General features: G+C 40.9%; 24 protein-coding genes. 1 reads left to right on the top strand and 23 read right to left on the bottom strand.

Annotated features, from left to right (window positions below; genetic code table 11):
• Positions 1 to 202: 202 nt before the first annotated feature.
• Positions 203 to 385 (top strand): hypothetical protein, encoded by a 183-nt coding sequence (locus MKY15_RS04415; protein WP_342539128.1) that lies wholly within the window; start codon positions 203 to 205, stop codon positions 383 to 385.
• A 377-nt stretch (positions 386 to 762) separates the two neighbouring features.
• Here MKY15_RS04415 and MKY15_RS04420 read toward each other — a convergent pair whose 3' ends face one another.
• From MKY15_RS04420 to MKY15_RS04530, 23 genes are all read right to left on the bottom strand, one after another.
• The gene (locus tag MKY15_RS04420; protein WP_342539129.1) at positions 763 to 1689 is read right to left on the bottom strand and encodes an aldo/keto reductase; all 927 of its coding nucleotides are present in this window, start codon (positions 1687 to 1689) and stop codon (positions 763 to 765) included.
• A gap of 751 nt (positions 1690 to 2440) precedes the next feature.
• Entirely contained in the window at positions 2441 to 2818 is a 378-nt protein-coding gene (locus tag MKY15_RS04425; protein ID WP_342539130.1) for a hypothetical protein, read from the bottom strand.
• Positions 2819 to 2889: 71 nt separating this feature from the next.
• The gene (locus tag MKY15_RS04430) at positions 2890 to 3453 is read right to left on the bottom strand and encodes a hypothetical protein (protein WP_342539131.1); all 564 of its coding nucleotides are present in this window, start codon (positions 3451 to 3453) and stop codon (positions 2890 to 2892) included.
• A gap of 21 nt (positions 3454 to 3474) precedes the next feature.
• Positions 3475 to 3855, bottom strand: a complete 381-nt coding sequence (locus MKY15_RS04435; RefSeq protein ID WP_187045857.1) for a hypothetical protein — start codon at positions 3853 to 3855, stop codon at positions 3475 to 3477.
• Positions 3856 to 4078: 223 nt separating this feature from the next.
• On the bottom strand, positions 4079 to 4630 hold the full coding sequence (locus tag MKY15_RS04440) for a hypothetical protein (protein WP_187045858.1): 552 nt from the start codon (positions 4628 to 4630) through the stop codon (positions 4079 to 4081).
• A gap of 310 nt (positions 4631 to 4940) precedes the next feature.
• Positions 4941 to 5495: a membrane lipoprotein lipid attachment site-containing protein gene (locus MKY15_RS04445; protein WP_342539132.1), complete on the bottom strand. Its 555-nt coding sequence runs from the start codon at positions 5493 to 5495 to the stop codon at positions 4941 to 4943.
• Positions 5496 to 5542: 47 nt separating this feature from the next.
• Positions 5543 to 5800, bottom strand: coding sequence for a hypothetical protein (locus MKY15_RS04450; protein WP_338655070.1), 258 nt, complete (start codon positions 5798 to 5800; stop codon positions 5543 to 5545).
• 147 nt (positions 5801 to 5947) lie between these two features.
• Positions 5948 to 6166, bottom strand: a complete 219-nt coding sequence (locus MKY15_RS04455) for a hypothetical protein (RefSeq protein ID WP_342539133.1) — start codon at positions 6164 to 6166, stop codon at positions 5948 to 5950.
• Between the two features lie 74 nt (positions 6167 to 6240).
• Positions 6241 to 6690: a DUF5085 family protein gene (locus MKY15_RS04460; RefSeq protein ID WP_338655066.1), complete on the bottom strand. Its 450-nt coding sequence runs from the start codon at positions 6688 to 6690 to the stop codon at positions 6241 to 6243.
• On the bottom strand, positions 6687 to 7142 hold the full coding sequence (locus MKY15_RS04465) for a hypothetical protein (RefSeq protein ID WP_338655064.1): 456 nt from the start codon (positions 7140 to 7142) through the stop codon (positions 6687 to 6689). The genes MKY15_RS04460 and MKY15_RS04465 overlap by 4 nt, the downstream gene beginning before the upstream one ends.
• Positions 7143 to 7163: 21 nt before the next feature.
• Complete coding sequence (locus tag MKY15_RS04470) at positions 7164 to 7952, bottom strand: hypothetical protein (protein ID WP_342539134.1); 789 nt, start codon at positions 7950 to 7952, stop codon at positions 7164 to 7166.
• Positions 7949 to 9526 (bottom strand): LXG domain-containing protein, encoded by a 1578-nt coding sequence (locus MKY15_RS04475; protein WP_340740733.1) that lies wholly within the window; start codon positions 9524 to 9526, stop codon positions 7949 to 7951. Before MKY15_RS04475 ends, MKY15_RS04470 begins: the two co-directional genes overlap by 4 nt.
• Positions 9523 to 9825: a YwqI/YxiC family protein gene (locus MKY15_RS04480; protein ID WP_338655059.1), complete on the bottom strand. Its 303-nt coding sequence runs from the start codon at positions 9823 to 9825 to the stop codon at positions 9523 to 9525. Before MKY15_RS04480 ends, MKY15_RS04475 begins: the two co-directional genes overlap by 4 nt.
• A complete protein-coding gene (locus MKY15_RS04485; RefSeq protein WP_067212631.1) occupies positions 9822 to 10184 on the bottom strand; it encodes a DUF5082 domain-containing protein in 363 nt (120 codons plus the stop codon). Before MKY15_RS04485 ends, MKY15_RS04480 begins: the two co-directional genes overlap by 4 nt.
• Positions 10185 to 10195: 11 nt before the next feature.
• Positions 10196 to 10732, bottom strand: coding sequence for a type VII secretion protein EssA (gene essA, locus MKY15_RS04490; protein ID WP_067212633.1), 537 nt, complete (start codon positions 10730 to 10732; stop codon positions 10196 to 10198).
• Positions 10722 to 13550, bottom strand: a complete 2829-nt coding sequence (gene esaA, locus MKY15_RS04495) for a type VII secretion protein EsaA (RefSeq protein ID WP_342539135.1) — start codon at positions 13548 to 13550, stop codon at positions 10722 to 10724. The genes essA and esaA overlap by 11 nt, the downstream gene beginning before the upstream one ends.
• On the bottom strand, positions 13547 to 18028 hold the full coding sequence (essC, locus tag MKY15_RS04500) for a type VII secretion protein EssC (RefSeq protein WP_342539136.1): 4482 nt from the start codon (positions 18026 to 18028) through the stop codon (positions 13547 to 13549). The genes esaA and essC overlap by 4 nt, the downstream gene beginning before the upstream one ends.
• Positions 18029 to 18073: 45 nt before the next feature.
• Positions 18074 to 19429, bottom strand: coding sequence for a type VII secretion protein EssB (gene essB, locus MKY15_RS04505; protein ID WP_342539137.1), 1356 nt, complete (start codon positions 19427 to 19429; stop codon positions 18074 to 18076).
• 13 nt (positions 19430 to 19442) lie between these two features.
• Entirely contained in the window at positions 19443 to 19682 is a 240-nt protein-coding gene (locus MKY15_RS04510) for an EsaB/YukD family protein (RefSeq protein ID WP_067212643.1), read from the bottom strand.
• Between the two features lie 80 nt (positions 19683 to 19762).
• Complete coding sequence (locus MKY15_RS04515; protein WP_067212644.1) at positions 19763 to 20056, bottom strand: WXG100 family type VII secretion target; 294 nt, start codon at positions 20054 to 20056, stop codon at positions 19763 to 19765.
• 146 nt (positions 20057 to 20202) lie between these two features.
• Positions 20203 to 20553, bottom strand: a complete 351-nt coding sequence (locus tag MKY15_RS04520) for a hypothetical protein (protein ID WP_187045868.1) — start codon at positions 20551 to 20553, stop codon at positions 20203 to 20205.
• Between the two features lie 17 nt (positions 20554 to 20570).
• Complete coding sequence (locus tag MKY15_RS04525; protein ID WP_342539139.1) at positions 20571 to 22538, bottom strand: DUF6792 domain-containing protein; 1968 nt, start codon at positions 22536 to 22538, stop codon at positions 20571 to 20573.
• A gap of 42 nt (positions 22539 to 22580) precedes the next feature.
• On the bottom strand, positions 22581 to 23249 hold the full coding sequence (locus MKY15_RS04530; RefSeq protein ID WP_342539140.1) for a hypothetical protein: 669 nt from the start codon (positions 23247 to 23249) through the stop codon (positions 22581 to 22583).
• Positions 23250 to 23760 lie beyond the last annotated feature (511 nt).

Here is a 23760-nt window from a genome sequence, read left to right on the forward strand (position 1 = left end):
ATTGTTTGTAGATTGTCAGACTACAGATTTAATATAACAAATCTACAAATTGTTTGACAGTGAATTTACTTCGAATTCTAAACTAATTTGAATAGTGCGCCTATTATTATAGTGAGATATTACTTTAATATCGTGATTAGGTTTGAAGGTCCAAAGTTTGTCCGATATTCTACTGTTTATATAGCTCCTTGGAAGCAACTAAGTGCTTCCAAACTTTGAATGGATTTGCGCTAATTTCCGGCTTGCCTTCCTCGCACAACTATCGATAATTCTCAGTAGTAGGATTGTACGGGCGGCATTCGGTATCATCTATGGTTGGTCTGCAGTGGGATATGATCGGTTAGCACGGACATATGATTGGATCGCGTGGGATATGATCGGTTAGCGCGGACATATGATCGGGCTAACCGGGATATGATCGGTTAGCACGGACATATGATCGGGACCCGTGGGATATGATCGGTTAGCGCGGACATATGATCGGGACCCGTGGGATATGATTGGTTAGCGCGGACATATGATCGGTCTCCCCGGGATATGATCGGTTAGCACGGAGATATGATTGGGTCGCGTGGGATATGATCGGTTAGCGCGGATACATGATTGGGCCACGTGGGATATGATCGGTTAGCGCGGATACATGATTGGGCCACGCGGGATATGATCGGTTGGCGTGGAGGTATGATTGGTTCAAACCAGAACAACCTCCCGACCGATAATCCGGTCAGGAGGTTGTTTTCGTTGTAATTGATAATGGTGTTGTTATGGAACGATATTTCCAGCTGCTTTATAAATGTCATACCATTCTTTCCTTGTTAACTTAATATCCGTGCTCTTACATGCGTCTTTTAATCGCTGGGGATTCGTTGTTCCGAGTACGACTTGGATGTTAGCTGGATGGCGGCTAATCCAGGCGGTTGCGATGGCCGTGTTTGTTACGTCATAGTTGGCAGCAATTTCGTCAATCACTTTATTCAACTCTAAAAAATTCTCTAAGTCACCAAGGAATGGACCAGCAAAGAACCCATTTTGAAATGGTGACCATGCTTGTAGCGTGATATCATGCAAACGACTGTATTCTAGTATACTGCTATCACGATTGATAGCTTGATCTATATTCATATTTAACGCAATTCCCGCGTCAATCATCGGTGTGTGTGCAATACTAAACTGAATTTGGTTGACTACTAATTTATGTGGTGTATATTTTTGCAACAGTTCGATCTGTGCTGGGTTATGGTTCGACACCCCGAAATGTTTTACTTTTCCGCTGCTATGCAATTTCTCAAATGCCTCGGCAACTTCAGCAGGCTCCATTAATGGATCAGGACGATGAAGGAGTAGCAGGTCCAAGTAATCCGTGTTTAAACGCTTTAAAATACCGTCAACTGAGTCGAGGATATGTTCTTTGGAAAAATCAAAGTAGTTTTCTTGGCCTTTGATGCCACATTTACTTTGCAAAATCATTTTTTCACGGATGCTTGGATTCATTTGGATTGCCTCGGCAAATAATTCTTCGCACCGACCCTGACCATAAATATCTGCATGATCAAAGAAGTTAATCCCTTCATCAAGTGCAGTGCGGATTAACTGCTCTATTTCCGTTAAAGAAAGCTGTGTCAAACGCATATTCCCCATAATAATGTTGGATGCGTTGAGTTCGGTATGTTTAATTTGCGTATATTTCATGGAAAAAAGCCTCCCTTAAATGTAGTCACACTATTTAGAATACCTCACAATCTAGGTAAAAGAACAATTTCATGCTTAGGTTGGACACTTTTCGAGAATGGTTGGAGGCTTACGGCGATTGGTTGGACACTTCGAAAGTTTTGTTGGACACTCCTTTGTTTGTTGGAGGCTTTTCGAGAATGGTTGGAGGCTTACGGCGATTGGTTGGACACTTCGAGAGTTTTGTTGGACGCTCCTTCGTTGGTTGGACACTTTTCAAAATTGGTTGGAGACTTGCGGCGATTCGTTGGACACTTCAAAGGTTTTGTTGGACACACCTTCGTTGGTTGGAGGCTTACGGCGAATGGTTGGACACTTCGAGAGTTTTGTTGGACACTCCTTCGTTGGTTGGACACTTTTCGAGAATGGTTGGAGGCTTGCGGCGATTGGTTGGACACTTCGAAGGTTTGGTTGGACGCTCCTTCGTTGGTTGGACACTTTTCAAAATTGGTTGGAGACTTGCGGCGATTCGTTGGACACTTCAAGGGCTCTACACTCATCTCCGTATAGGTCCACCCCGCATAGTTTCTTTACATATTCTTCATTCTATAAGCTACCTCTCTTATTAAAATTAAAGCTTTTAAAACGGAACTTGCAATACAAGATAACGAGTTGCTCCGGCAACACAAAAATCATCGTATAGAATAAAACAAAGCATATGACTGTTATGAAGGCATCCCCGATATCAGCCAATAGGAATGCACTGGAAAATTCAATCCCCTTGAGGTACTTGAATCGAATGTGTTTTTAAATATTCCTTTTTAAAGCCGGAATAGTTTGAGGTCCAAATGCTATGTACAAAATACAAAAAGGGCAGCGCGGCTACTGGCAATAGAAATAACAAGAACCAATATGGGCTTTCCGTGATTCCTAGGATTGTGCCGCCTATGATACCAAACAGAATATAAATCATAGAAATAAAACAAAGACTTGCGTAGACAAGAAAAAAACAGGTATTCATATAAACTAATCCATACATTTTCATCTTTTTACTTCTTCCTTGAACGAGTTGACTAAACTTCCAATTCGCCTTTATTTCCGAAGCAGATTGCTTCAATACTTCCCATACGTTCCTTATTATTTTCTTCACGTTTTCTAGACCTCCAAAAATTCTCTAAACATAAAAGCGCTACAACTTCGTGAAAATCTGTAGCATTTTAGTTATTTTTCCAATTCGAATTTAGCGTTTTCAATTTTCACAGTTTTGTTTTCTTCAGTCATCAATTGAAGTAGTTCTTTCCCCTCTGGTGTAACCGGAACAGTAAATGGAATCGCATGGTTTGGCTGAATAACACCTGCAAATGATTCGGATAGGTCTACTTTTTCACGATTGAATACATATTTTACAGTATCCTCCGTTTCAACGCCCAACGTGTATTCTAACGTAATATTTTTGATTCCCTTTTCCAATCGGTTAATTCCTAAAAATAGCATGACACTCTCGCCTGCACTCTTTTCTACAAAGTCAATTGCATGAATACTAAAGTCTTCCGCAACCCCAATATCGGGATTGGCTTCTACAAGTCCGGACAATTGTTGATACATCTCTTCTTCCAACGTGACGCCATTTTCCTCGTCCGCTTTCAATACTTGCATCGAAAGTGCTTGTTGCTCTATCTCTTTTTTCACGTTTTCTTCCTCTCCCGTCTGCGGTTTTTGGTCATTGTCGCCATTACACCCCACTAATAGTATTGCGGCGAATAAAATTCTAAGTAGCTTCTTCATTTCGAGACTCTCCAATCATGATTAAAAATTACTGTCGACTATGTATAAGTTTACTATAATGGAATGATTCAACTTTTTAGTTACGCTGTTCAAATTAGGACTTTCATTGAACAGCCCTAGTTTTTCGGTATCCAAAACTACATCTTTTTCCACGCATGTATTATTCATAGATGTCGGAATAAGAATCCTATCCTTCATTTGCACGTGTTGTTTTTCAACGCCAGTAAGTATACGTGGATAGATGACGCCATTCCATGTGTCGTTAGGAGCCGCGTGCATATAGAGCGTGTAATTATTCCCCAAAGTTTTAGAGCATTCAACTACATTCTCTGTACCGAAATAAAATACGCTTTTCTTTTTTCCGTCAGTAAGAATTTCCACAGTCAAATTCGTTCTGGACATAATCCAGAGCGCATTGGCGAACCCTTCCTCTAACTTAACTTCACCGTCGACGAGGTTAACAAGCCCACGAAGATGAAGTTTCTTATACGTTTTCTCCCATTCCTTTTCTATTTCCTATTTTGTTAACGCTATAAATGGATTGGAAAAACCGATGATTGACTTTGTATTCAGCGTTTGCAACATAACGAAAATATCATTTTCCGTAAACTCTGGAATCATATCTTCACTTCTTTCTATTACTTTTTTTAGATCCGTCTTGTCTTTCTTTCAGTGGTAAACTAAATTCCGGATAAACCTGCTTTACAAGACCCTTGTTTTTGACAATATAAAAGTAACGATGCAGATATACAGAAAAATATGCAGTTATAATTGATAATAGTGAAATTAAAAAAATGAAAATCATCATTTTTGCGGATTCACTATAGACAAACGTTAATATAAGTTGGCCGATTACATATCCTAATCCTGCGAATGATAACCATCTAACATTAATACTCTCCATCTGTTGCATTTTATGATATGTTCCTGTGTACAGCGCCTTTATATTCAACCAGTTCATCGTTACCAGTAAGCCGATAAAGAGAAGAAATCCAATAATAAAAGGTCCTTTCCCTTCTGCTCCTAAGTGAAGATACAATAACTTTTGTATTGCTAAAAAATAGACATATGTATTAACAACCCCATATACACCAAAAAAGAGATAATAGGACTTCTCAAATTTGTATGGGGCGAATAAATAAAGTAATGCCCAAATTTGTAGGATTGCTACCGGCACAATTGCCGCCATAAAATAAATAAACGAAAATGGTACTCCTAAAATTGGAATTACACCAATTACATATAATAATATTAAGAAAAAACAAATAATATTAGATCTGTTTTCCTTAGGCGTTTGGAATTTTAAATAAGATAATGTAATTGTATCGATTCTATTTTCCCCGATTTTGATACTCTCCTATCCGTTATACCAAGATGAAACTTTATTAATGATACCTGTTGTTCTCTTTTTTATTGCATCGCCAATTAAATTATAAATACGAACAACTAAAAGCGTTGCAATCATAAGTAGCATTGCAACGCTTTCATTAATTTACTGAATCAAATTTAAAGTTATCCATCTTCACGACTTGGTTATCTTGTTCAAGTGTGTCGATGAGTGCTTCTTGTTCAGGCGTTATGCTCAGAGAGAATGGAACTGCATGATTCGGTTGAATGATACCTGTTTCTTGCTCGGAAAGGTCCACTTCAACGCCCTCCCACACAAATGCACCATTATCATGACCTAATGTATAGTCGAACTTGATGTTTTTCATGGGTTCATCCAGGCGGTTGATGGCTAGGAAAAGCAATGAAGCGTTTTCTGTTCCACTATCCACAATGTCGATAATATTAATACTGAAATCATTGGCGAGTCCCATATCTGCATTTTCCGTAATCATTCGATTTAACTCTTTATAGACTTCGCTATTTTCAATCGTTACCCCTGCTTCTTCGTCTGCTTTCAATAATTGTAATGAAAGTGTTTCTTGTTCAACTGTTTTATCCACTTTTTCTTCAGCCCCTTTTTCCCTATTATTATCCTTTGAGGCACATCCTGCCAATAGTAAAACAACTATCAAAAAAAATATGGTTTTTTTCATGCGAATCCTCCTAATCAAATTGCAAATAGTAACGCATCGCCTGTTCATCATTGCACCCCTACAGACATCTCCACATTGGTTTGCCCTGCATTCGTTTCTTTGAACTCTATGAATATAGACGTTTTCCGACTCATTTCATGCTCTTCAATATAGGTGAGAAGCTCCCAAAACGTTACCTGTGATTGGGCATCAAAGTCATCTGTTAGTCGAGTCATAATCATGCGGTCGTTCAGGAAATAACTGCTAAAATTAATTTCCTCTTCTGCTTCAATTGGAATAAACAGTTCGGCAGTGGGATTGCTCATAATGGAAAAGAACTTCTTTCCTACATCTTAGTCTTCAGAGTTCATATAACCCCTTTTATCGAAATTAAAGCTTTTGAAGCGGAACTTGCAATACAAAATGACGAGCTGCTCGGGCAATACAAAAATCATCGTATAGAATACGGCAAATCATAGGACTGTTATGACAGCCTCTTCGATATCAGCCAAATTGAACGTTCTCACGACAAATTGAACGATAAACACAAGTCCAGTACCTCCAATAATAACGGCTGGAATATACGTTTTCGTTTCGAATTTCGCTAGGAGTCCATCTCGTTTCGATCCCTTTCGATACTTCCCTCTTTTCAATAAAATAGAAAATCGGATGACAGTAGCAACGAATAGCACACCTCCAAACTCAAAAAACCTTGAAAGACTTAAAGCCAGTCAAGGTTTTTTTGACCTAATCTTCTTAATAAGTATTATAAAACCCCTACACTCATCTCCGTATAGGTCTGCCCCGCGCGGCTTTTTTTGTACTCAACAAAAATAGGTGTTTTTTGAGTTTTTTCATGTGTGTTCAAATACTCCATGAGCTCCCAATACTTCACCTGTGCTTCCACTTCAAAATCGCCTTTGATTCGTGTCGTGAGCATACGGTCAACTAGGAAATAGCTGTGGAAATTAACTTCTGCTTCCTTCGGTATTGTAAAATGCTTCCCTTTAATGGGAAGGAATAATTCAGCTGTCATGACTTCATCAGTCGGATCGCTGATGATTGAAAAGAACATCGGTCCCGTAATTTGATAGCCATACCCATCTAGAATCGAGACAAAATCCGTTAAAGCAAGATCAATTTCTTCGGGTAGAAAGTTATATAGTTTGGACGCGACATTGCGGTATGCAATCTGATGGTTTTCTGCAATCATCATGCATCGCCCTGCCCTTTTATCGGCACATAGAGATCGATGATGATATCCCCGTATACATACAGTAAAACGCAATAATAGGTAGTGTCCAATTGGATTTGTTGCGTGTTGGCGTATGCCTTCACTTCTTCATAGGCAGCGGCGAAATCCATTTTTTCATCAGCCTGCCGCAGGACCAATGCACTTCCGATGCTTAGGTTTTCATGGAAAGTAAAATCAGACTCTTCTACTAAAACGACTGGACTGCTGATTGGCAAGTAGTAAGTGAATTTCCCGGACGTTTCATCCCCTAGGTTTTGAACAAACGAGAAAAACACCGGACCGTTTTTGTAGACATCTTTATTGAGCGTGAACTCTTCTAGCATGAAGATGGCTTCTTGCCAGTTCTCTTTTTTTTGTTCTGTTTCATATGTTAGTACGTTATTGAAAATCAGTGAACGTTTTTCGATTCCCATTTACAAACACCCTTTCTAACATCACTTTTCGTTATATAATTTTCCTTGTTCATTAAAATTAAAGCTTTTAAAACGGAACTTGCAATACAAGATGACGAGCTGCTCGGGCAGGATGAATAGCATGACGTAGAACAGTAAAATGCCTATCGCAATGACAACCATGATATTGATATCTGTGATTGCAGAGGTCCTGGCAATGTACTGGATCACAAAGACCAATCCAATTCCGCCAAGAACAGCGGCTGGTATGTACGATTTTGTTTCAAACCGTGTTCTAAGCTCATCTTTTTTCGACCCTTTGCGATAATGTCCATTGCGCAGTAAAATAGCGAAACGAACGAATGTTGCGATAAAAACCAGTAACCCTATCAGGAGTGTGATATAGGTGAAATTCAGAAGTGATTCTGGTGCAACCGACGAGCCTTCCCCTTTCTTTCCGATGAAAAATAATGCACAGATAAAAAGAGAAACGGAAAATAGGTTTTGGGCCACTAAGATGGACAGTAAATACTGGACCTTGCCACTTCTTTTATACACTGCCGGAATTGCATAAATAAGAGACAGCACAATAAGTCCCGCCGTTATCCAGAAATGAACCTTCAATATTTCATCTTTGTATGGATATGCTGTCACATCTCCTGCAACAAAGTATTCCAGTGAAAATAGTAATGCCTGGAGGAATACGCATAGAACCAGGACACCCGCCAAAGCAGAGGGGCGCTGCCTACCTGATTCAAGAGGTCCTCTTAGAACTTCGAAATCTTCTACTGTTCGTTTGGAGGACATCAAATGCACCCTTTCTTCGCTCAATGGAACCACCCTTTAATATGGTCCATTGCTGATTTATCGTCATCTCCAAATTTAACATTCAATAAGGAGTTCACTGCTATTCCTGCCACTACACCGACTGCGGTACCTACACCCGGTATTGGGATTAGCGCTGTACCGGCTGCAGTGAATCCGACTTGTACTGCGCCGCCGATCGCTAAATCGATTGCCGTGTCAACTGTTGCCCTACCTGCAGCTGCACCGTCGTCTAGTCCTTCGTCTTTCGCTGTAGAATAGTTACTATAATAACTAAGACCTGCTCCTAAAGGTGCGAGTGATTTAGCAGCTCCTTTTACAATGCCGCTATTCGCAATGCCTTTAAAATCAACGACATCCGTAAAGGACTTACCTGCGCCTTTAATGGTCGCTGTTCCTATTGTTTTTGCCTGTTGTTTAATGGTTGCTTGGTCATTCCAGTAAGCCAAAGTTGGATGCTTTTTCAGTACACTCTCTCCAGTACCTGACCAGCCGCTCTGTCCCGGTTTCTGTGACGCAAACTTCAGCATCGCCTGATTGGTAGCTTGAATGCCATAATGCTTCGGAGACCATTTTTTATTCCCTTTAGGAAGTCCTGCCATGAGTTCTTTAAGTGCTCTCGCATCGGGATTGACCTTTAAACGGTCTAATGCGGTTTGGGTTGCATTGATGCGATATGAATAGTTGCCTGTTTGCAGATTTAAGTGTCTTGAAGTACTCAAACCACCGTCTTTACCTGCAACATACATGCCAAAACTAGAAAGCCCTCCAGTAATCGTACTGTTCGCTTTTTTTGCCAAACCGACAGCTTCTTTCAACATCATTACATAGCCATTGGCAGAAGCTGTTGATACCTCTCCCGTTACATCCTCTGAACCGTCTTCGACAACGCCATTCATAACGTCAACTCGGTGTTGCAGTTCTGTTTTGAGCGGTTGGTTTTCCGATTGCTCCGCCCACTGTTCAGGTTGAAAATCTATATCGGTCAGGCCATTGCTCATCATACCTTCTATTTCAAGCAACCACAGTTCCATTGTCAGCAAATCCGCTTCAATCTGCGTTAATGCGGCTGTCTGCGTTGCATCGAATTCATGGAGATCAGTGACCGTTTTTTCCTGCTTCGTTTGTGCACGTTTCACGCCTTCGTGCACTTCGCTGTCATTCAAGTGCGGAAGAGCGACGATGTCACTGACTTCATCCATGATAGCATTCGCTTCGTCCGTCAAAGTGAGCGTTAATTGGTCAATTGTTGTCAGTCCTTGTTTAACGTCCGCTTCGAGAAAACTTTCTTGGATGTAACCGTTCGAAGCCGATTCCAGCGTGTCGAGAGCGGATTTCATTTGGCTTAGAACGCTGTCATAAGAAGATTTAAAGGTCGTGAAAAACTGTAAGAACGGCATATGACAATCGTTATAAAATGCTCGGATAGCGTTCCCGCCTTGTCCCTTCAGGGAATCATCCAGCGCAACGAGCCCTCCAACGGCAGTTTCAATTGCTTTCATCTCACCTTCCAAACGGCTGAGCATAGTAATATTGTTCTGCAAACCCTCTTCAAATGGGCTGACGTCCAGTACCTTCATTGTGACACCTGCTTCGGTCCTGCTAGTGTGCACTGCATGACAGATGCTACTTTTTCATCGGATTCACTCATAAACTTGACTGAATTGGTAGTCGTTACACTATTAGCAAGAAGCACCGTTTGATAACTCGTTAGTAACGTTTCTAGCTTAGTCGAAAGCTCCGTCAATTTCGTCACGACATCCAGTGTATTCCCTGTAATTGGTGGTTCTGCTTTCGGATTAAGCAATGTGGTTGCATTGCTCATGTCACTGACTTTACTTTCAACATCTGCATACACTATTTTCACTTCGGTAGTCATCTAGTTTTTGCCTCCTCTGCTTCTTCCTTAGCTTCCGCCTCAAGACGCGCAATGGTCTGTTCGATAGAAACGATTTCAGCGTTAAGCGAATTAATCTTGTCAGCAATTGCAGTAAACACGTTCGTGAACTGGGCTCCGGTTATTTCCAGGAAAGGTGTATGGATTCCCGCTTCACGAATATCTTGAAAAGCAGTGGCCAGCGTACCATGCCATGTACTCGTAGATAATTCTGGTTCCAGACACTTTTTTTCATCCGATTGAAATTCCGATTGTTTTATCCCTAAGTCTGATTGGCATTTGGTGAGACGCCTCACTTCTTCCAGCTTTTTCCGTAATAGTTCATTGTAATAAGCCAGCAAGTCTTTTCCTCCTATCCTGTTGTTTTATCACTCCGTAAATTTCGTTGATCCCCTTCAGAAGTGTTGACTAGCTTTGGCAAGAAAAACGTAAACAAGGTAACGAGCCCAGCCACAATAATGGCCAATAAAATCAGTGTCCTCGGCTTATTAGTAGCGGTATTCTCTTCTACGATCTTGACAGCGTTGGTTTTCTTTCCACTCTTTTCAGCACTGGTAAAGAGACCGAGTTCGGCTGTTTTTGCTGCGACAGTACTTTTCTCTCCACGTTCCTTAGTCTGGAAAAGATAGGATCCATTGCTTCTCTTCGGTAATTGCCTTCTACCATCAAAGTAAATATCAAACTGTTTAACAGGAATTGTGTTTCTCATCTCAACCTTTTTACTGTCATGCAAATAATCGGTGTTTTTCTTGAACTTTAGTTTTTCATAAACAACTGGTTCCAAATCGAGATTGGGTTCATCATCCGGAGCTGCTTGAACGGTACTATGACCCGCCGTCCAAGCGATTAACAGGATTACAAGTAGCAGCCAAGTCGATTTAGTTATCATGAGCTTGTTCTGCCGTTGACGTGTCATTTGTTTTGTATTTATTGATCAAATAAGAAATCATGATCATCGCAATCGCAATGATACCTGTAAGTACTGCTCCCCATATGAAGTTCGTTTCAGGTTCATATTTTATGGACATATAAACAGTCGATAAAATATCTGGAATGTTTATTTCAGGTACTGCAAGGATCAGCAGCGGAGTAATGTATAGACACATCAGTACGACACTCGCAATCCATCCTGCTGTTTGCCCGAATTCAAGTGCTGCACGAATAACCGCGGCACTAGCCATTAGGAGAAGGATGGTGAATACTGTCCATTCAACTGCACGTTGGTCATTCAGCACATACATGTTTATGCTGTAGAGACTGATAATAAGACCTACGAGTAAAGACAGCATGCAAGTCAATCCTAAGCGGAAGCCAATTGGACCTTCTTTAATTTGATAACTAAAGAAACCAATTAACAGGCTACTAATAAGCAAAATGAGTAGTAGAATAACAGGCGGTACTTTCCTCACTTCATCCGCAAATGCGGCCTCTCCTTTTACCTGGAGTGGATTGACAAAATGATTGAACACATAGCCATTCTCTTGGCCGTCAACATAGGTGTTACCAAGAAAGTCTTGAATATCCGTATCAAATGCTGACATTGCATCCACATTCGTTTCCCACTTATCGCTGAATGCGGTAGACGTTTCTTTCATATTATCCGCTTTTGCAGTTAGATCACTCGCGTAATTGACAAGACCTTTTTGCCTCTCTGACAATGAATCCATCATGCCGCTGAGCGAAACAAGTTGACCACTCACATTTCTTTGACTAGCAGCAACTTCGCCTTCACTTGTTGCCGCAACAGGTTCGCCTGCAGTATTTTGAATCTGGCTAAGTAAAACGTTTGCTTGCTCATCAATCAAACTCAAATCATTCAATAGCGCAGCATGCTGCTCTTGCACTGTTTCTTTGTAACCGGACATGATTGCAGCAAACGTTGTACTCAACTCACTCATGCCGAGCTCAGTTTCAGGGATACCGTCCCCTACAGAAGTCCAGCCTTCGAGTTCTATTTCATTCATCTCGACAACGTTTTTCAATAATGCGGTTAAGATTTCATCTTTTAGAACGCCATCTTTATGCGTACTTTGCCCCTGCTCGTCGAGGGTAAAACCAAATTGTTCGAGCGTTGCATAATAGGTCAACAATGTTTTTGTATCCGTGCTAGCAGCACCTTTCGCAAACAAGTCTGCTAATCTATTCCGTTGATCCCCCGACAATCCATCGTGCTTAAGAAGGGATGCTTCTTTTTGCTTTATTTGATAAATCATCTGCGCTGTATCTGCAGGGGCTGAATTCAAAATTTGTTGAATCGATTCATATTCTTTGTTCAATACATCATAATCACCAACCAGATCCTTATAGTCGGTGGATGCTTTTACATAATCATCCGTTCCTTCTTTCTTTGTACCGCTCCAAAGTGCTTCCTTTTCTGACATGACTGCGTTCATCGATGATAGCTCGCCTTCAAGCTGTTCCAATTCACTTATGAATGTAGAATCGGGAGTCGCTTCGGCAACACTAGCTTTCATCGCGGTCAATGCTGCTAAAATCGCAGTCACTTTATTTTGCTCTTCTTCGAGCCCTGGCAATGCAGCTGCGAGCTTAGCACCGGCTTTGCGGTCCATTTCTTCTTTGATTGCGTTCATTTGTTGCTGATCAGCTGTTGGATTAGTTGTACCACCTACAGCCGATCCGTCTTTTCCAGCCGCAATTCCTTTTTCCAAATTACCTAAAATCGAATTATTATAGCGGTCAATCGCAGTTCCTTGGACGACAAGAAGGTCCACTAGTTGTCGATCGACTTCGTTTTTACGCAAATCGGACAGTGCATTGAATTTCTCCTTATTTGCGTCAATTTTCTCATTCACTTTGACAATTTCACCGTTTAACTTTTCGTTATTTTCTTCAAGCATCTGCACCGATTCGTTGAACTGGCTCGATTGAGTTGCGGCAGCTGCATGAATCTTAGCTAGACTGTCATCTTGGACTTGTTGAAGTATATTTTTTTGCTGTTGCTGAAATTCTTTATACTGCTGTACATATGTGATGAAACCGTTCATTTGCTGTCCGAATGAGTCTGCATTTTCAATTCGGGCATTATGACCATTATTTGCATCACTGATTACGGAGCGCAGTCCTTCCATTTGTTTTTTCTGGCTCTTCATCTCTTCCGCTAGCTTCTCGGACCCTGGTTTATAATAGTCGGACATCGCAGTAAGGAATTCCGTTTCCTTGCCAAGAATAGTTGTGAACTCTTTTTTAATATGATCCATTTCTTGTGCAACATAACTCCAATAGAGTGTCGAAACCTTTTCGTTTACACGGTTTGTGGCCGTTTCAATTTCATGGAGTACTTTTTCTTTTTCTGAACCCGCTTTTTGGCGTTGTACTTCATAGGAGAATTCCGCTTGCTCTGGATTCTGCTGATCATATGACATGATACTTTCCGAGAAGTCTGAAGGAATATACACAATCGCTTCATGCTGATTCGATTTTAACCCGTTAACAGCGGTACCACGGCTCATGACTTTCCATTCATACTTTGAATCTTCGGCTAGAATGGAAACAACCTCTTCTCCCATATCGACGGTTTCATCATCCTTGGACATACCTTGGTCTTCATTGACAATCGCTATAATTCGTTTATTGGAACTATCCGCATTAAACAGATTCACACCTAGTAGTTGAAAAAACAAAATGGGAACAGCTAGTATTAATACAATTCCCGCACCAATTTTCAGTAAACTCTTATTCTTTTTCATTGCAGAATCTTCCTCTCAATCTCACTTAACGGAATTTGTATTTTACTAGCATTGCCATTCAAAATATAATGTGCAAATCCTAACGGAAGATCCATTTCTTTGCGTTCGTACGCAACAGTATATAATGTCTGCTCCGATTTTTTCATGAAGATAAGCGCTTGACGAACCAGTTTCAATTCATTCGTAAATGTGTCATAGCCTTTCGTAATTTCTGCATTATTTCCAGAGATAATGACATTGAACCCTAAGTGGGAATACTTTTTCATCAGCTTCGATAAGCGGTCTTGTATGCCAATATCTGCTACTTGTAAAAACCGTGTATAGCCATCGATGATGAAATAAGAGGGTACAAGTTCAGCTGCCCTATTTCCTGACTGGACGGTTTCCAGATACGCATTTTCGGCTTGAATGTAGAATTGTTCGGCTTGCGTTAACCACTCCATGAGACGTTCTTTCGTTTCCAAGTAGTCGACTTTCGGGTCTCCGGAAAACATGGATAAGCCCCGGTCAAATGAGTCGAAGATGGCGATGAAGCCAACGTCTTGCTCCATCAGCGTATGAAGGATCCACTTCAATGTATTTGTTTTCCCTCGCTGTACTTGTCCAACTAGCAGACAATGGCGATTTTTCCTGAAGTCGATCTTTATCGGCCGTACTGTTTCTTCATCCAATCCGATTGCAACAAGTCCATTTTCCTGTTCCCCTGAAACATAAGAAGGGAAAATGGTTGACGTCAATTCGAACGGCAACATCGGAATCGGTTGAGGAAGTTCCTGCCCACGGTATTTCTCCTTCAGTTCTCGGGCAATCATTTTAATCGCTTCCAGGACTTCGAAATCATTTGCCCCCGGCGCCGGAAGGAAAACTTGCGCGAAATGTGGATCCTCTTTTTTGATAATGGCCCTGCCAGGGAACGGCTCCAACTCAAATGGGACACGTCCAATGACTGTAAATGATTCTGTCGCATCCATTAAATAATGAACAACTTTCGTTTTCAAATTATTCATGAGTGATTGTCTAACTGACTGCACGCGTGTCGCAGCGATAAACAGATAGATACCGAGCGACTGTCCGTCACGCCCGAATTGAATCAGTTGCATTTCGAGCTCTTCCATCTCTTCACGGATGATATCGTAATTATCGACAACAATGTAGATCAGCGGCAAACGATGCGCAGACAATTCGTTGTACATATTAATATTGCTGACTTCCGCTTGTTGGAATGCCAATTTCCTTTTCGTAATCTCATCTTTCATCAACTTAACGAGTTTTTCCCGCTTCAACTCTTCATCCAGCGTGAAATAGTCAGCTGTATGCGGTAGTTGCCGGAGTGGTAGTAGCGATCCATTGCCGAAGTCCAAAATATAAAAGTTCGCTTCGCTCGGCGGTAGATGATCAGCTATTCCAAGAACTGTCGTCAGCAGTGTATACGACTTTCCATACCCTGATGATCCGAAAACACCCAGATTGCCATCTTTCGTCCAATCATAACCAATTGGTGTTTGACTTTGTTTTTCTGGCTCATCAATCATCCCGAGCGGAAAGCCAACTTGTATTGCAGAACGATCTTCCATCGTTTCGATTCGCATTGCCAGCGGCGGTAACCACGGACTCGCTAACTTCAGGATGGACATATCCGCTTGTGTTTGTGCAATTTTTGCTGTTACGGCTTCCATTTCCGTTAGACCGCTTCTTTTCTTACTGATATTTGTTTCGATGCCGGAAAGAGAATGCAGACCAAGGTCTGTGACAATCGCAATGTCATCTTCGCCCTCCAATGTTTCCTCCATATACGGCGCGCCGCTCCAAGCAGATTGAAACAATTCATAGACTTCATTGTTCCCCACTTGTAAATAGCCTCGACCGGTTACAGTAATTGTGGCAGCATCGCCATTTTTCAAAATCTCTTTACTATCCGATGCATCCTGTACTTTCAATGCGACACGGAAACGGGCATTACTCCAAATCTGTTCGTCGATGATACCGCCCGGTTTTTGTGTTGCCAAAATAAGATGGACACCCAGGCTTCGGCCAATTCTGGCGGTACTAACTAGCTCGCGAATGAATTCAGGTTCTTCACTTTTCAACTCTGCGAATTCATCTGAAATCAGGAACAGATGCGGTAAGGGTTCAGCTGCATTTCCTTCCTTATAGAGCGTCGTGTAATCATCGATATGTGTGACAACATATTGGTCGAATAAACGCTGCCGCCTTTTCAGTTCACTATTAATAGAAGTAAGTGCACGCATACTGAAGTTTTTACTGCCTTCAATGTTTGTGATGGTGCCTAATAAATGAGGAATATTTCTAAACGGTTGCGCCATTCCTCCACCCTTATAGTCAATCAATAGAAAAGCAACTTCATGGGGATGGAAATTGACGGCAAGCGATAGAATATACGTTTGAAGAAATTCACTTTTCCCTGAACCCGTCGTCCCTGCCAGCAAACCATGAGGACCATGCGCTTTTTCGTGTAGATTCAAATGAACAAGTTCCTCTTTTCCTTTGAAACCGATTGGAACGGCAAGTGACTTCGAAGATTCGTTCGTCAGCCAATTGCGTCCAATCGGAACATCTTTAACATCCTTCACCCCGAACATTTCAAGGAAACTGACCGAACTCGGTATCGAATTCTTCATACCAATCTGATGATTGAGCGACTTCAGCATTCGGGCAAAGCGTTCATTCGTTTTCTCATCATAGGCATCCAGTTGAAATGGCGTATTAACTGCTTTTCCAGCATTGATGAGGATATCGCCTTCCCAGTCATTTACGTAACGGACAAGCGTATGAACATTTTCAGTCATACGCTCTTGTGCCGATTCAGCAAATATGACAGAAATGCCGAGATCCTCATTACTTTTCCCTTCCAAGTACTCTAGAATGACATGCTCCGCAATTAACGGGTAATTGGAAACGATGAATACGAGATGGGGTGTGAATCTCACTTTCCCTTTCATGTCATCCATATCGCGTTCGCGAATTATTTCATAGAGTGACGACAGCAACTGATCGCGCGTCTCTTCATTATGAATCAATCCTTTTGCATGCATATTTGGAAGTGTGAAATGTGGCAACCATTTCATCCATTCAATGTCTGCGTAGTCCTTGTTGTTAAAGATGTAGATGAAACGTGTATCATGGTAACTATGAGAAAATGCGAGCTGCCCAACGATCTGGCGTAATTCACGCTTGATAATCGATGCTTTTCCGATAAGTCCTAAAATTCCTTGCGATATACGGGCAGTGATTGGGGCACCTGGAATTTCCTTATAGACCGTTTCCATACGCTGTGCTTGTTCCAACAAATCATCGACTTCTCTATTCGCCAAATCCCCCGATGACAACTTAATGTCATAACTAGCGGGCACATTGCCGGTACCAAGTCTAAATTCCAGAAAGTCATGACTTTCCAATGTCTTTTCCCAAATTCTACCCGACAACTGATTCGTCAATTGCTTCATCTGTTCAAACGGTGGAAAATGATAGTCCAATACTTCTTTTTGCTTTTTGGATAATTCATATAGTTCTTGACGCATATTTTGCAAGTAGATTGTGTAGACACGGCGTCTTTTCGCTTCATTTACCTTACGTCTTTTTCGATCTTTAAAAAATTGCACAGTTGAAGTGACCAAGGTCATGAGGAACATCGAAATGGAAATGATGATGAAAATCCCACGGGGTATCAAAATGGCAACAAGCCCCATGACGATGAGCATAACTAGCGGCGGTGCAATAATAAGCAAAAGACCGCGCCCTGAATCATCACTTTCCTGCGTTGGAAAGGATAGTGACACTTTGTCTTCAGGCAAGTCGTAGATCATTCTGGGTGTCCGTCTGTAATCGGGATACATCGTAACGAGTTCAGACTGTGGCACGTCAATTTCTGACAGTCGGGTTTCGTACTGGGCAGCAGTAACGACTTCTAAAATGTCTTGTTCGATTAATTTCATTTCCATGAACGCCCACTGAACTACATCTCCGATTTGAAGGGGCTCATTCATGTCAACTCGTTTGCCATTCACATAGAGCGGGCAACTGTAATTTTTCTTAATAATCCAGCCAGCCAATGTCTTATTCAATGAAAAATGACCGGATTCTACATTTGAAAAAGTAACTTCTTCCCGATTGAATGTTGCAGTTTCAAGTCGACTATCAAACGAAACTTCATTTTCATAGTCGAGATAGTACGTTTTTGTAGAAGCGGGAGCAGTTAAGACATATAAATGAAGAATTAGTTCTTTTTGTTCAATCGACAAACTCCCTTTGTCCAATATTCGACCGACGTGATCGACTCCATCATGAACCGTAAAACCATCCTTTTCCTTCGCTACTGTGAAATGGCCCGATGTAAATGGGTACGACAGGATTGTGATATCATTTTCGATAGCTGGCCCGATAGTTAGCGAAGTAAAAGAATTTTCATCCAAATCGATACGTTGATAATGTTCCCCGTAAAACACCCATAGTTGTTTCATCATGTACACCTTCTTTTTTTAGTTCCTAGTTTTCGCTTACAAATTTCATTCCTTATCTACTGTTTCAACTTTGTCTACCTTCTCTTGCTTTTCAACTTTGTCTGCTTTATCTTGTTTTTCTACTTCGGCTGCCTTTTTTTGTTTCTCTACTTTGTCTAGCTTTTCTTGTTCCACTACTTTAGCTGCCTTTTCTTGCTTCTCTACTTCTGCTTCTGCTTCGGCTTTTTCTGCCTCGTCTTCTTCATTCTGCTCCATCAATTTTTCATACTCTTCCACTTCTCTATCTACTTCTTCTAACAGATATTGTTTCTCTTCGCCTGTAAGCGTGTGATCAGCTTGGAGTTCTTCACGTCGCTTCAGTAATCCAAACGTGATGAGTTCACCATCTTCCATTGACCTAGCCAAATCAACCGCATTCGCGGCTTCCCCCCGGCCAAGGTAAATCCAATACTTCAAGTAGTCGGAATCTGTTTGCAATGTGATATTCGACAGCACATTTCTTTTTTGTTCTTCATCCAATTTTTCATTTGTTACGAATGAATGAGCCAGTTCATACAGCATCACATAAGGCATCGACTTTATACTGTACGGGCTTAGTACGGTGACAACCTGACTATAATTTCGCTGCAAAAAGTATTCATGGCTATCAATGTACGCTTCATTTTTCGGCTTTTCGTGTATGAAATAAATAAATGCAAATAGTAGTGCTGGAATAAGTAGCACGCTAAGACCGATAGATAACCATTTAGTCATTTTCCACTTTTTACGCGGTAATTTCACAAAGCTTTGTTCTTTGATATCCAGATTTTCAAGTTGTTGCTCAATATAGTCGAGTAGCGCTCGGCTATCCTGAATGGACATCACTTTCGCACTTGTCTCATTAAGCTCCAGGACCTCGTTATACTTTAAATATTCTTCATATGTGAATGAGCCATCTACTGCCGCAGCTACTGCCGCCCTCGTTTCCAGCCAGACGCGCTCTGCATCATTTCTAAATGGCGGCAAACTCTCCATCACCCCGTAATAGATGAAAACAGGGGCCATGCCTTTGCTATACACTATATTTTCGGGACAAACGATCAGATTTAGACGGGGATACGGATGAGCATCAACCTTTTCTACAAGCTGATGCGCAAACATCCATCTTGACTTAGCATCTTCCGATTGAATTTCATCAAACTGCTTCAACGAACTTGGTATGTCTGCTTGTATGATTAACTCGTCATCTGTTATGACAATTTCTTTTCTGATTTCAGGATTGACTTCTTTTAAAAAGACAATCTCAGTACTTCTTTTAAAACCGAAACGTTCTTTTTGGAAGATGAATGTTCTTTTGTTCTCTTCTTCATTGATCTCTACACCTATCAAATCTTTTAAATATGTATGTACATGAGTCGGCATCTTTTTTTCTCCTTCAAATGATTTCAATACGGTCACCTGTCCTAATCCCACAATGTGCCAGTGTCAAATGCCCTGGAAATAGCTTGTCTTTATTAACTACCCGTATCCAGTGACCTTCACGCGGATTAATTGAAATAGAATTTGCCTGCCAAGCAATGTCTATCATTTTTTTCATAGTATAGTAATCGGATAATCTAAGATCGATTATATCGCCCTCGTAATTTGAAAGATCTACAGTAATTTCGATATACATAATTTCCACCTCAATGAAGGAAAAGCGCCTTCCTTTTAGGGAATGACGCTCCACTATTTTCAACTTCTGAATCTGAACAATTAGCCGCGAATTTGACCAGCGATTTGCTGATCCGCGTCTTGTAATGCTTGTCCTGCACGGCTTAACTGTACGCCGACTTCGCTTAATAATTCACGCATTTCGTTAAAACTTGGCTTAAGGCGCTCATATTGCTCCGCAAACGCTGCACTAGAAGCCCCTTCCCACATGGATTGCAATTCACCAATCATTCCGTCCAAACGGCCGATTTGTGAAGCAACCTCCCCTGATTCGTGATTGTAGCGTGATGCCATTGCATCCAGTTCTGCTGGTGTTACGCGAATAATTCCTGACATTCCAAACATCTCCCTTTTCCTTGAATTTTAGTGCATGTATAAAATAACTGTATGGATAACGACAATTTCTCATCGCAATACAGAAACTTCTGAATTTAGACTCGCGGTTTTTTGCGGCATCACCTCCTTTCCGTTTCGATGAGCAATTATGGTGCAAGAATCATCGATGTAGTCTCTACTGTTTCCCTAATCCGATAAGTGATTGTGATTGGTTGAGTCGCAAGGTCATTGTAAATCGTGTTATATTCCCGGGTCGCGCCCGTCACATAGTATTTTTGGAAGTTGCAGATATTTACTTGTTCAATCGCGCGTTCATTGACTTCAGCTATTATTTTTTCAACAATCGTGCCTTTTGCATGCTGTAATTCCGCATCAACCAACCGATTCAATCGAAGCGCCAATTCTTCCATTTCGCCCAGCAGACCATTCACATATACACCACTGGGCTGCATGTCTTCGTTTGGTAAAAAACAATAATCCATATTGATTTGTCCCAATTTCAACTCCCCCTTCATTAGCGAAGCTCAAACATCACCGTAAGTTGCTGATCTTCAGTAAAAAGTTGAATAATTGCATCCTTCATTTGACTGAATAACAGCTTCCCTTTTTCTATATCGGCTGCGTAGAAACTTTGAATTCCATCCATCACATTTGTAATTTGTGACGGCATGGGCGGAATGTGTTCTTGAACAGAAATACCGATCATCTCGCGATCACCACCGCCAAGCAAATAACTGTATGAATGAGGATTCGTTTCCATATAGCCTATTTGAGTTAGTAAGTCTTTTCGTCTGGACTCGTAAGGTTGTTCAAACTTCTCGATATAAGCACGTTGTATACGCTGGATGACATGGCTCTTTTCTTCGTAGTTATCCAATCCCATCCAATACAACCGGGTCGCAGAAGATACATTCACCTCGATAATGGAAGCTCCCCCTCCTGCGGAATAAATGAGGTCATTCCCTACATAGCGCCGATTCGGTTGGGAAAGCCCGTTGATAAGAGCCTCTAATGCATGCGCATCGAATGATCCTAATACATCTGCTAGAAGGTCCTTCCCTGATTCCCATAAAAGATGAAAGTCAGAAACGATACCATCCAATTGTTGAATCGCATACTTAATCCCCTTGAAGCTATCATTGAACCCTTTTACTGTCGTGATATCAAAAGTCGAAATTGCAAGCAACACATTCGACACCTTCTCCGCACGCTCCTGTATGCTTCTCAAATAATCTGAAATCCGTTGTCCCTCTTCCCCCGACATTGCATCGGCAATCACTATAAGCGTCGGAAGCTGCTTGATCAACGTTAGCAGCCGTTCTTGAATAACAGGAATTTGGTTAACAATTCCCTTGAAAGCCGCATGCCGATTCTTTGCCGCCTTGAATGGATTGGAGATTGTAAATTTCGCAATGTTTTTCAGGCTTAAAGCCCCTTCACTTTCGGAATCTCCAGTCAGCAAGACATTAACATTTTGAAGGAAGTTATTATCGATGCCCGTTGCAAAGTAGAATAACCCATCCATACCCGCCTCTTCATAGTAAGGTGCCGCTGTCGCTACGTACTTTTGCAGTGATTGCAACTGCTTATCCGGAATTCTACTTATTACATCGTGAAGTCCTGTTATGTTAGGGTCCGTATCGACTACTTGTTCATTTCCAAAACGTATAAATCCTCTGGTAAGATGTAAGGGATAGAGCGCATCTTCTTCGGCCGTAATATGCTCGATGTGTTTGCCCTTTGATTTGTAGTAGTTTAATGCGAAAGTACGGAGTTGATTTGGGTCGAGTTTGTAAAGTTCAGAAACCTTCTGGATTTGTTGTCCGAACTTTTTTCGAATTCCATTAAAAAAGTCCGCGTCATTTGCAGCAAGTTGATAGACGGTCGGCGCTGCATCATTTAATGCATAGACTCCGTCAAAATCTGCCCCCAATAAATGCAGCATTTGAATGTGGTTACCACCTAGTGAATGCCCAATGCCAATTTTTCTAAGTTCAGGAATTCTCATATCGTTTCCACTCGTATTTCCCGTTTTAATTACTTTATTTATTTCTTCACTTGCCCATTTCTCGAAATCCTTCGCATCTTGTAATTGATCATTTACTTCCCCAGTGAAAATACCTAACCCATTGTATATCCAGTCGAGCGGTTGCCCGTCTCCCTCTCCACCACTCTCTGCGTGCTCAGAGCCACGAGGTATCATATAACTTTGATTTATGCCCTTCTCTGAATCGTAGAAATGAATGACCGTCCCATCGAAACCGCTATCTCTTCCCTCTCTTTTGAAATCATTGGATTTATATAAAGTAATCGCGCTTGGTGGTTCTGCACCTGTTTCTTCAATATAAATGCGTCGTATATCCTCAATTGAAATTGAAGTGAATTTCCCATCATCTATAGTTCCATATTCTAATTTTGCAATTCGCGCTTTAAGAATAGCGGAGTCGAGTACGTCTAATTGTTCGTCATTTGGTTTATTCATCTTGTCCTCCCCTCTAGTAAGACTTAGATAGTGAATACACGATCAGCTTTTATCCTCAAATTTTACTGATTTGACCAGTTCCCAAAAATGTTCTTCAATACTTTTTGTATCTGCATTACAATTTGTGGTCCAATCACTGCAATGGTGATTGAATAATATCCCCAATGCTTTATCACTGTTTTTATCTTTGATGAAGCCTATATGTGAATAGACAGGGATTTTTTCTTCTCCTTCTTCTCCAACCTCAGAAGTTCTTTTGCCAAAGTAATAAATATTATTCTCATCTTCACTTTTACTATATTCACCCTCAAATTTAGAGAAGTCAGACAAATGTTCTAAGCCCATCTCTTCAGAATCAGGTCGGTCCTCAAATTGACCGTAAACGCCATAGGATAAATTTTCTTCGTTATCTAGCCACGCATATAAAAATCGTTCCCAGTGCTTTTCTCTTTTCTCATAGAAGACAGAATCCAATGTTGCATCTGTCGGAATCCACATCGTATATGCCTCTGTCCATGGCTTAAAGGCATAATGCCCATCCGCAACTTCGTCAGTTGAAATGAGGAAAGAACGTGTATATTCATCTTGAGCTGCAATTGTATCTGGAAGTACCGTTTTTGTTTCCTCATTATCGCCCGATTTCTCCATGCCTGTGCAGCCCCCTATCAATATTGAAAAAACTATCAAGATTGTAATTTGTAATCGTTTCAACTCATAGTCTCCTTCCAATTGAACCCTTCATCTCTTAGTTGGTTGCATGTGTTTTTCATGATGGAATTCAATTTTGCTGGAATACGGCTTCGTATAAGAAATTTTATAACTTCGGAGTACGCCGCTTAGATTATCCAGCCAATTTTACTAAGTCTTTATCGCTAGCCGACGAATATGTTACTCGATTGATTTTCACTGACTCTTTAACTTGCTAAAAATTCATTTTAATTAATTCCCATAGGTTTCCATTATATTAATAAATAACACTTGGATAACCTGCTGTCAAAGAACACCAGTTTTCAGCGAATTAGACTCAGCCCTTTAAGCCCACTTAACTATTTAAAATCTATTTTTCAGAGTAATAACTAGTTGATATCAATCTAGTTAAGTAGTTATTATTTAATAGATAATCAAGATTTCTATTCCGAATCTATTACTTTAGATTCATTTTAAGTTTTTGAAAATTAAAATAATATCTCGATATAAAGATGCTTGAAATGAAGGGATGTAT

This window comes from Sporosarcina sp. FSL K6-1540 (assembly GCF_038620285.1).
Classification (GTDB): domain Bacteria; phylum Bacillota; class Bacilli; order Bacillales_A; family Planococcaceae; genus Sporosarcina; species Sporosarcina psychrophila.

Bases quoted from the DNA above. Each gene is read 5' to 3' on its own strand.
- MKY15_RS04420 (WP_342539129.1), bottom strand. From the start codon at position 1,689: ATGAAATATACGCAAATTAAACATACCGAACTCAACGCATCCAACATT.
- MKY15_RS04430 (WP_342539131.1), bottom strand. From the start codon at position 3,453: ATGAAGAAGCTACTTAGAATTTTATTCGCCGCAATACTATTAGTGGGG.
- MKY15_RS04435 (WP_187045857.1), bottom strand. From the start codon at position 3,855: ATGTCCAGAACGAATTTGACTGTGGAAATTCTTACTGACGGAAAAAAG.
- MKY15_RS04445 (WP_342539132.1), bottom strand. From the start codon at position 5,495: ATGAAAAAAACCATATTTTTTTTGATAGTTGTTTTACTATTGGCAGGA.
- MKY15_RS04450 (WP_338655070.1), bottom strand. From the start codon at position 5,800: ATGAGCAATCCCACTGCCGAACTGTTTATTCCAATTGAAGCAGAAGAG.
- MKY15_RS04460 (WP_338655066.1), bottom strand. From the start codon at position 6,690: ATGATGATTGCAGAAAACCATCAGATTGCATACCGCAATGTCGCGTCC.
- MKY15_RS04465 (WP_338655064.1), bottom strand. From the start codon at position 7,142: ATGGGAATCGAAAAACGTTCACTGATTTTCAATAACGTACTAACATAT.
- MKY15_RS04475 (WP_340740733.1), bottom strand. From the start codon at position 9,526: ATGAAGGTACTGGACGTCAGCCCATTTGAAGAGGGTTTGCAGAACAAT.
- MKY15_RS04480 (WP_338655059.1), bottom strand. From the start codon at position 9,825: ATGACTACCGAAGTGAAAATAGTGTATGCAGATGTTGAAAGTAAAGTC.
- essA (WP_067212633.1), bottom strand. From the start codon at position 10,732: ATGATAACTAAATCGACTTGGCTGCTACTTGTAATCCTGTTAATCGCT.
- esaA (WP_342539135.1), bottom strand. From the start codon at position 13,550: ATGAAAAAGAATAAGAGTTTACTGAAAATTGGTGCGGGAATTGTATTA.
- essC (WP_342539136.1), bottom strand. From the start codon at position 18,028: ATGAAACAACTATGGGTGTTTTACGGGGAACATTATCAACGTATCGAT.
- essB (WP_342539137.1), bottom strand. From the start codon at position 19,429: ATGCCGACTCATGTACATACATATTTAAAAGATTTGATAGGTGTAGAG.
- MKY15_RS04510 (WP_067212643.1), bottom strand. From the start codon at position 19,682: ATGTATATCGAAATTACTGTAGATCTTTCAAATTACGAGGGCGATATA.
- MKY15_RS04515 (WP_067212644.1), bottom strand. From the start codon at position 20,056: ATGTCAGGAATTATTCGCGTAACACCAGCAGAACTGGATGCAATGGCA.
- MKY15_RS04525 (WP_342539139.1), bottom strand. From the start codon at position 22,538: ATGAATAAACCAAATGACGAACAATTAGACGTACTCGACTCCGCTATT.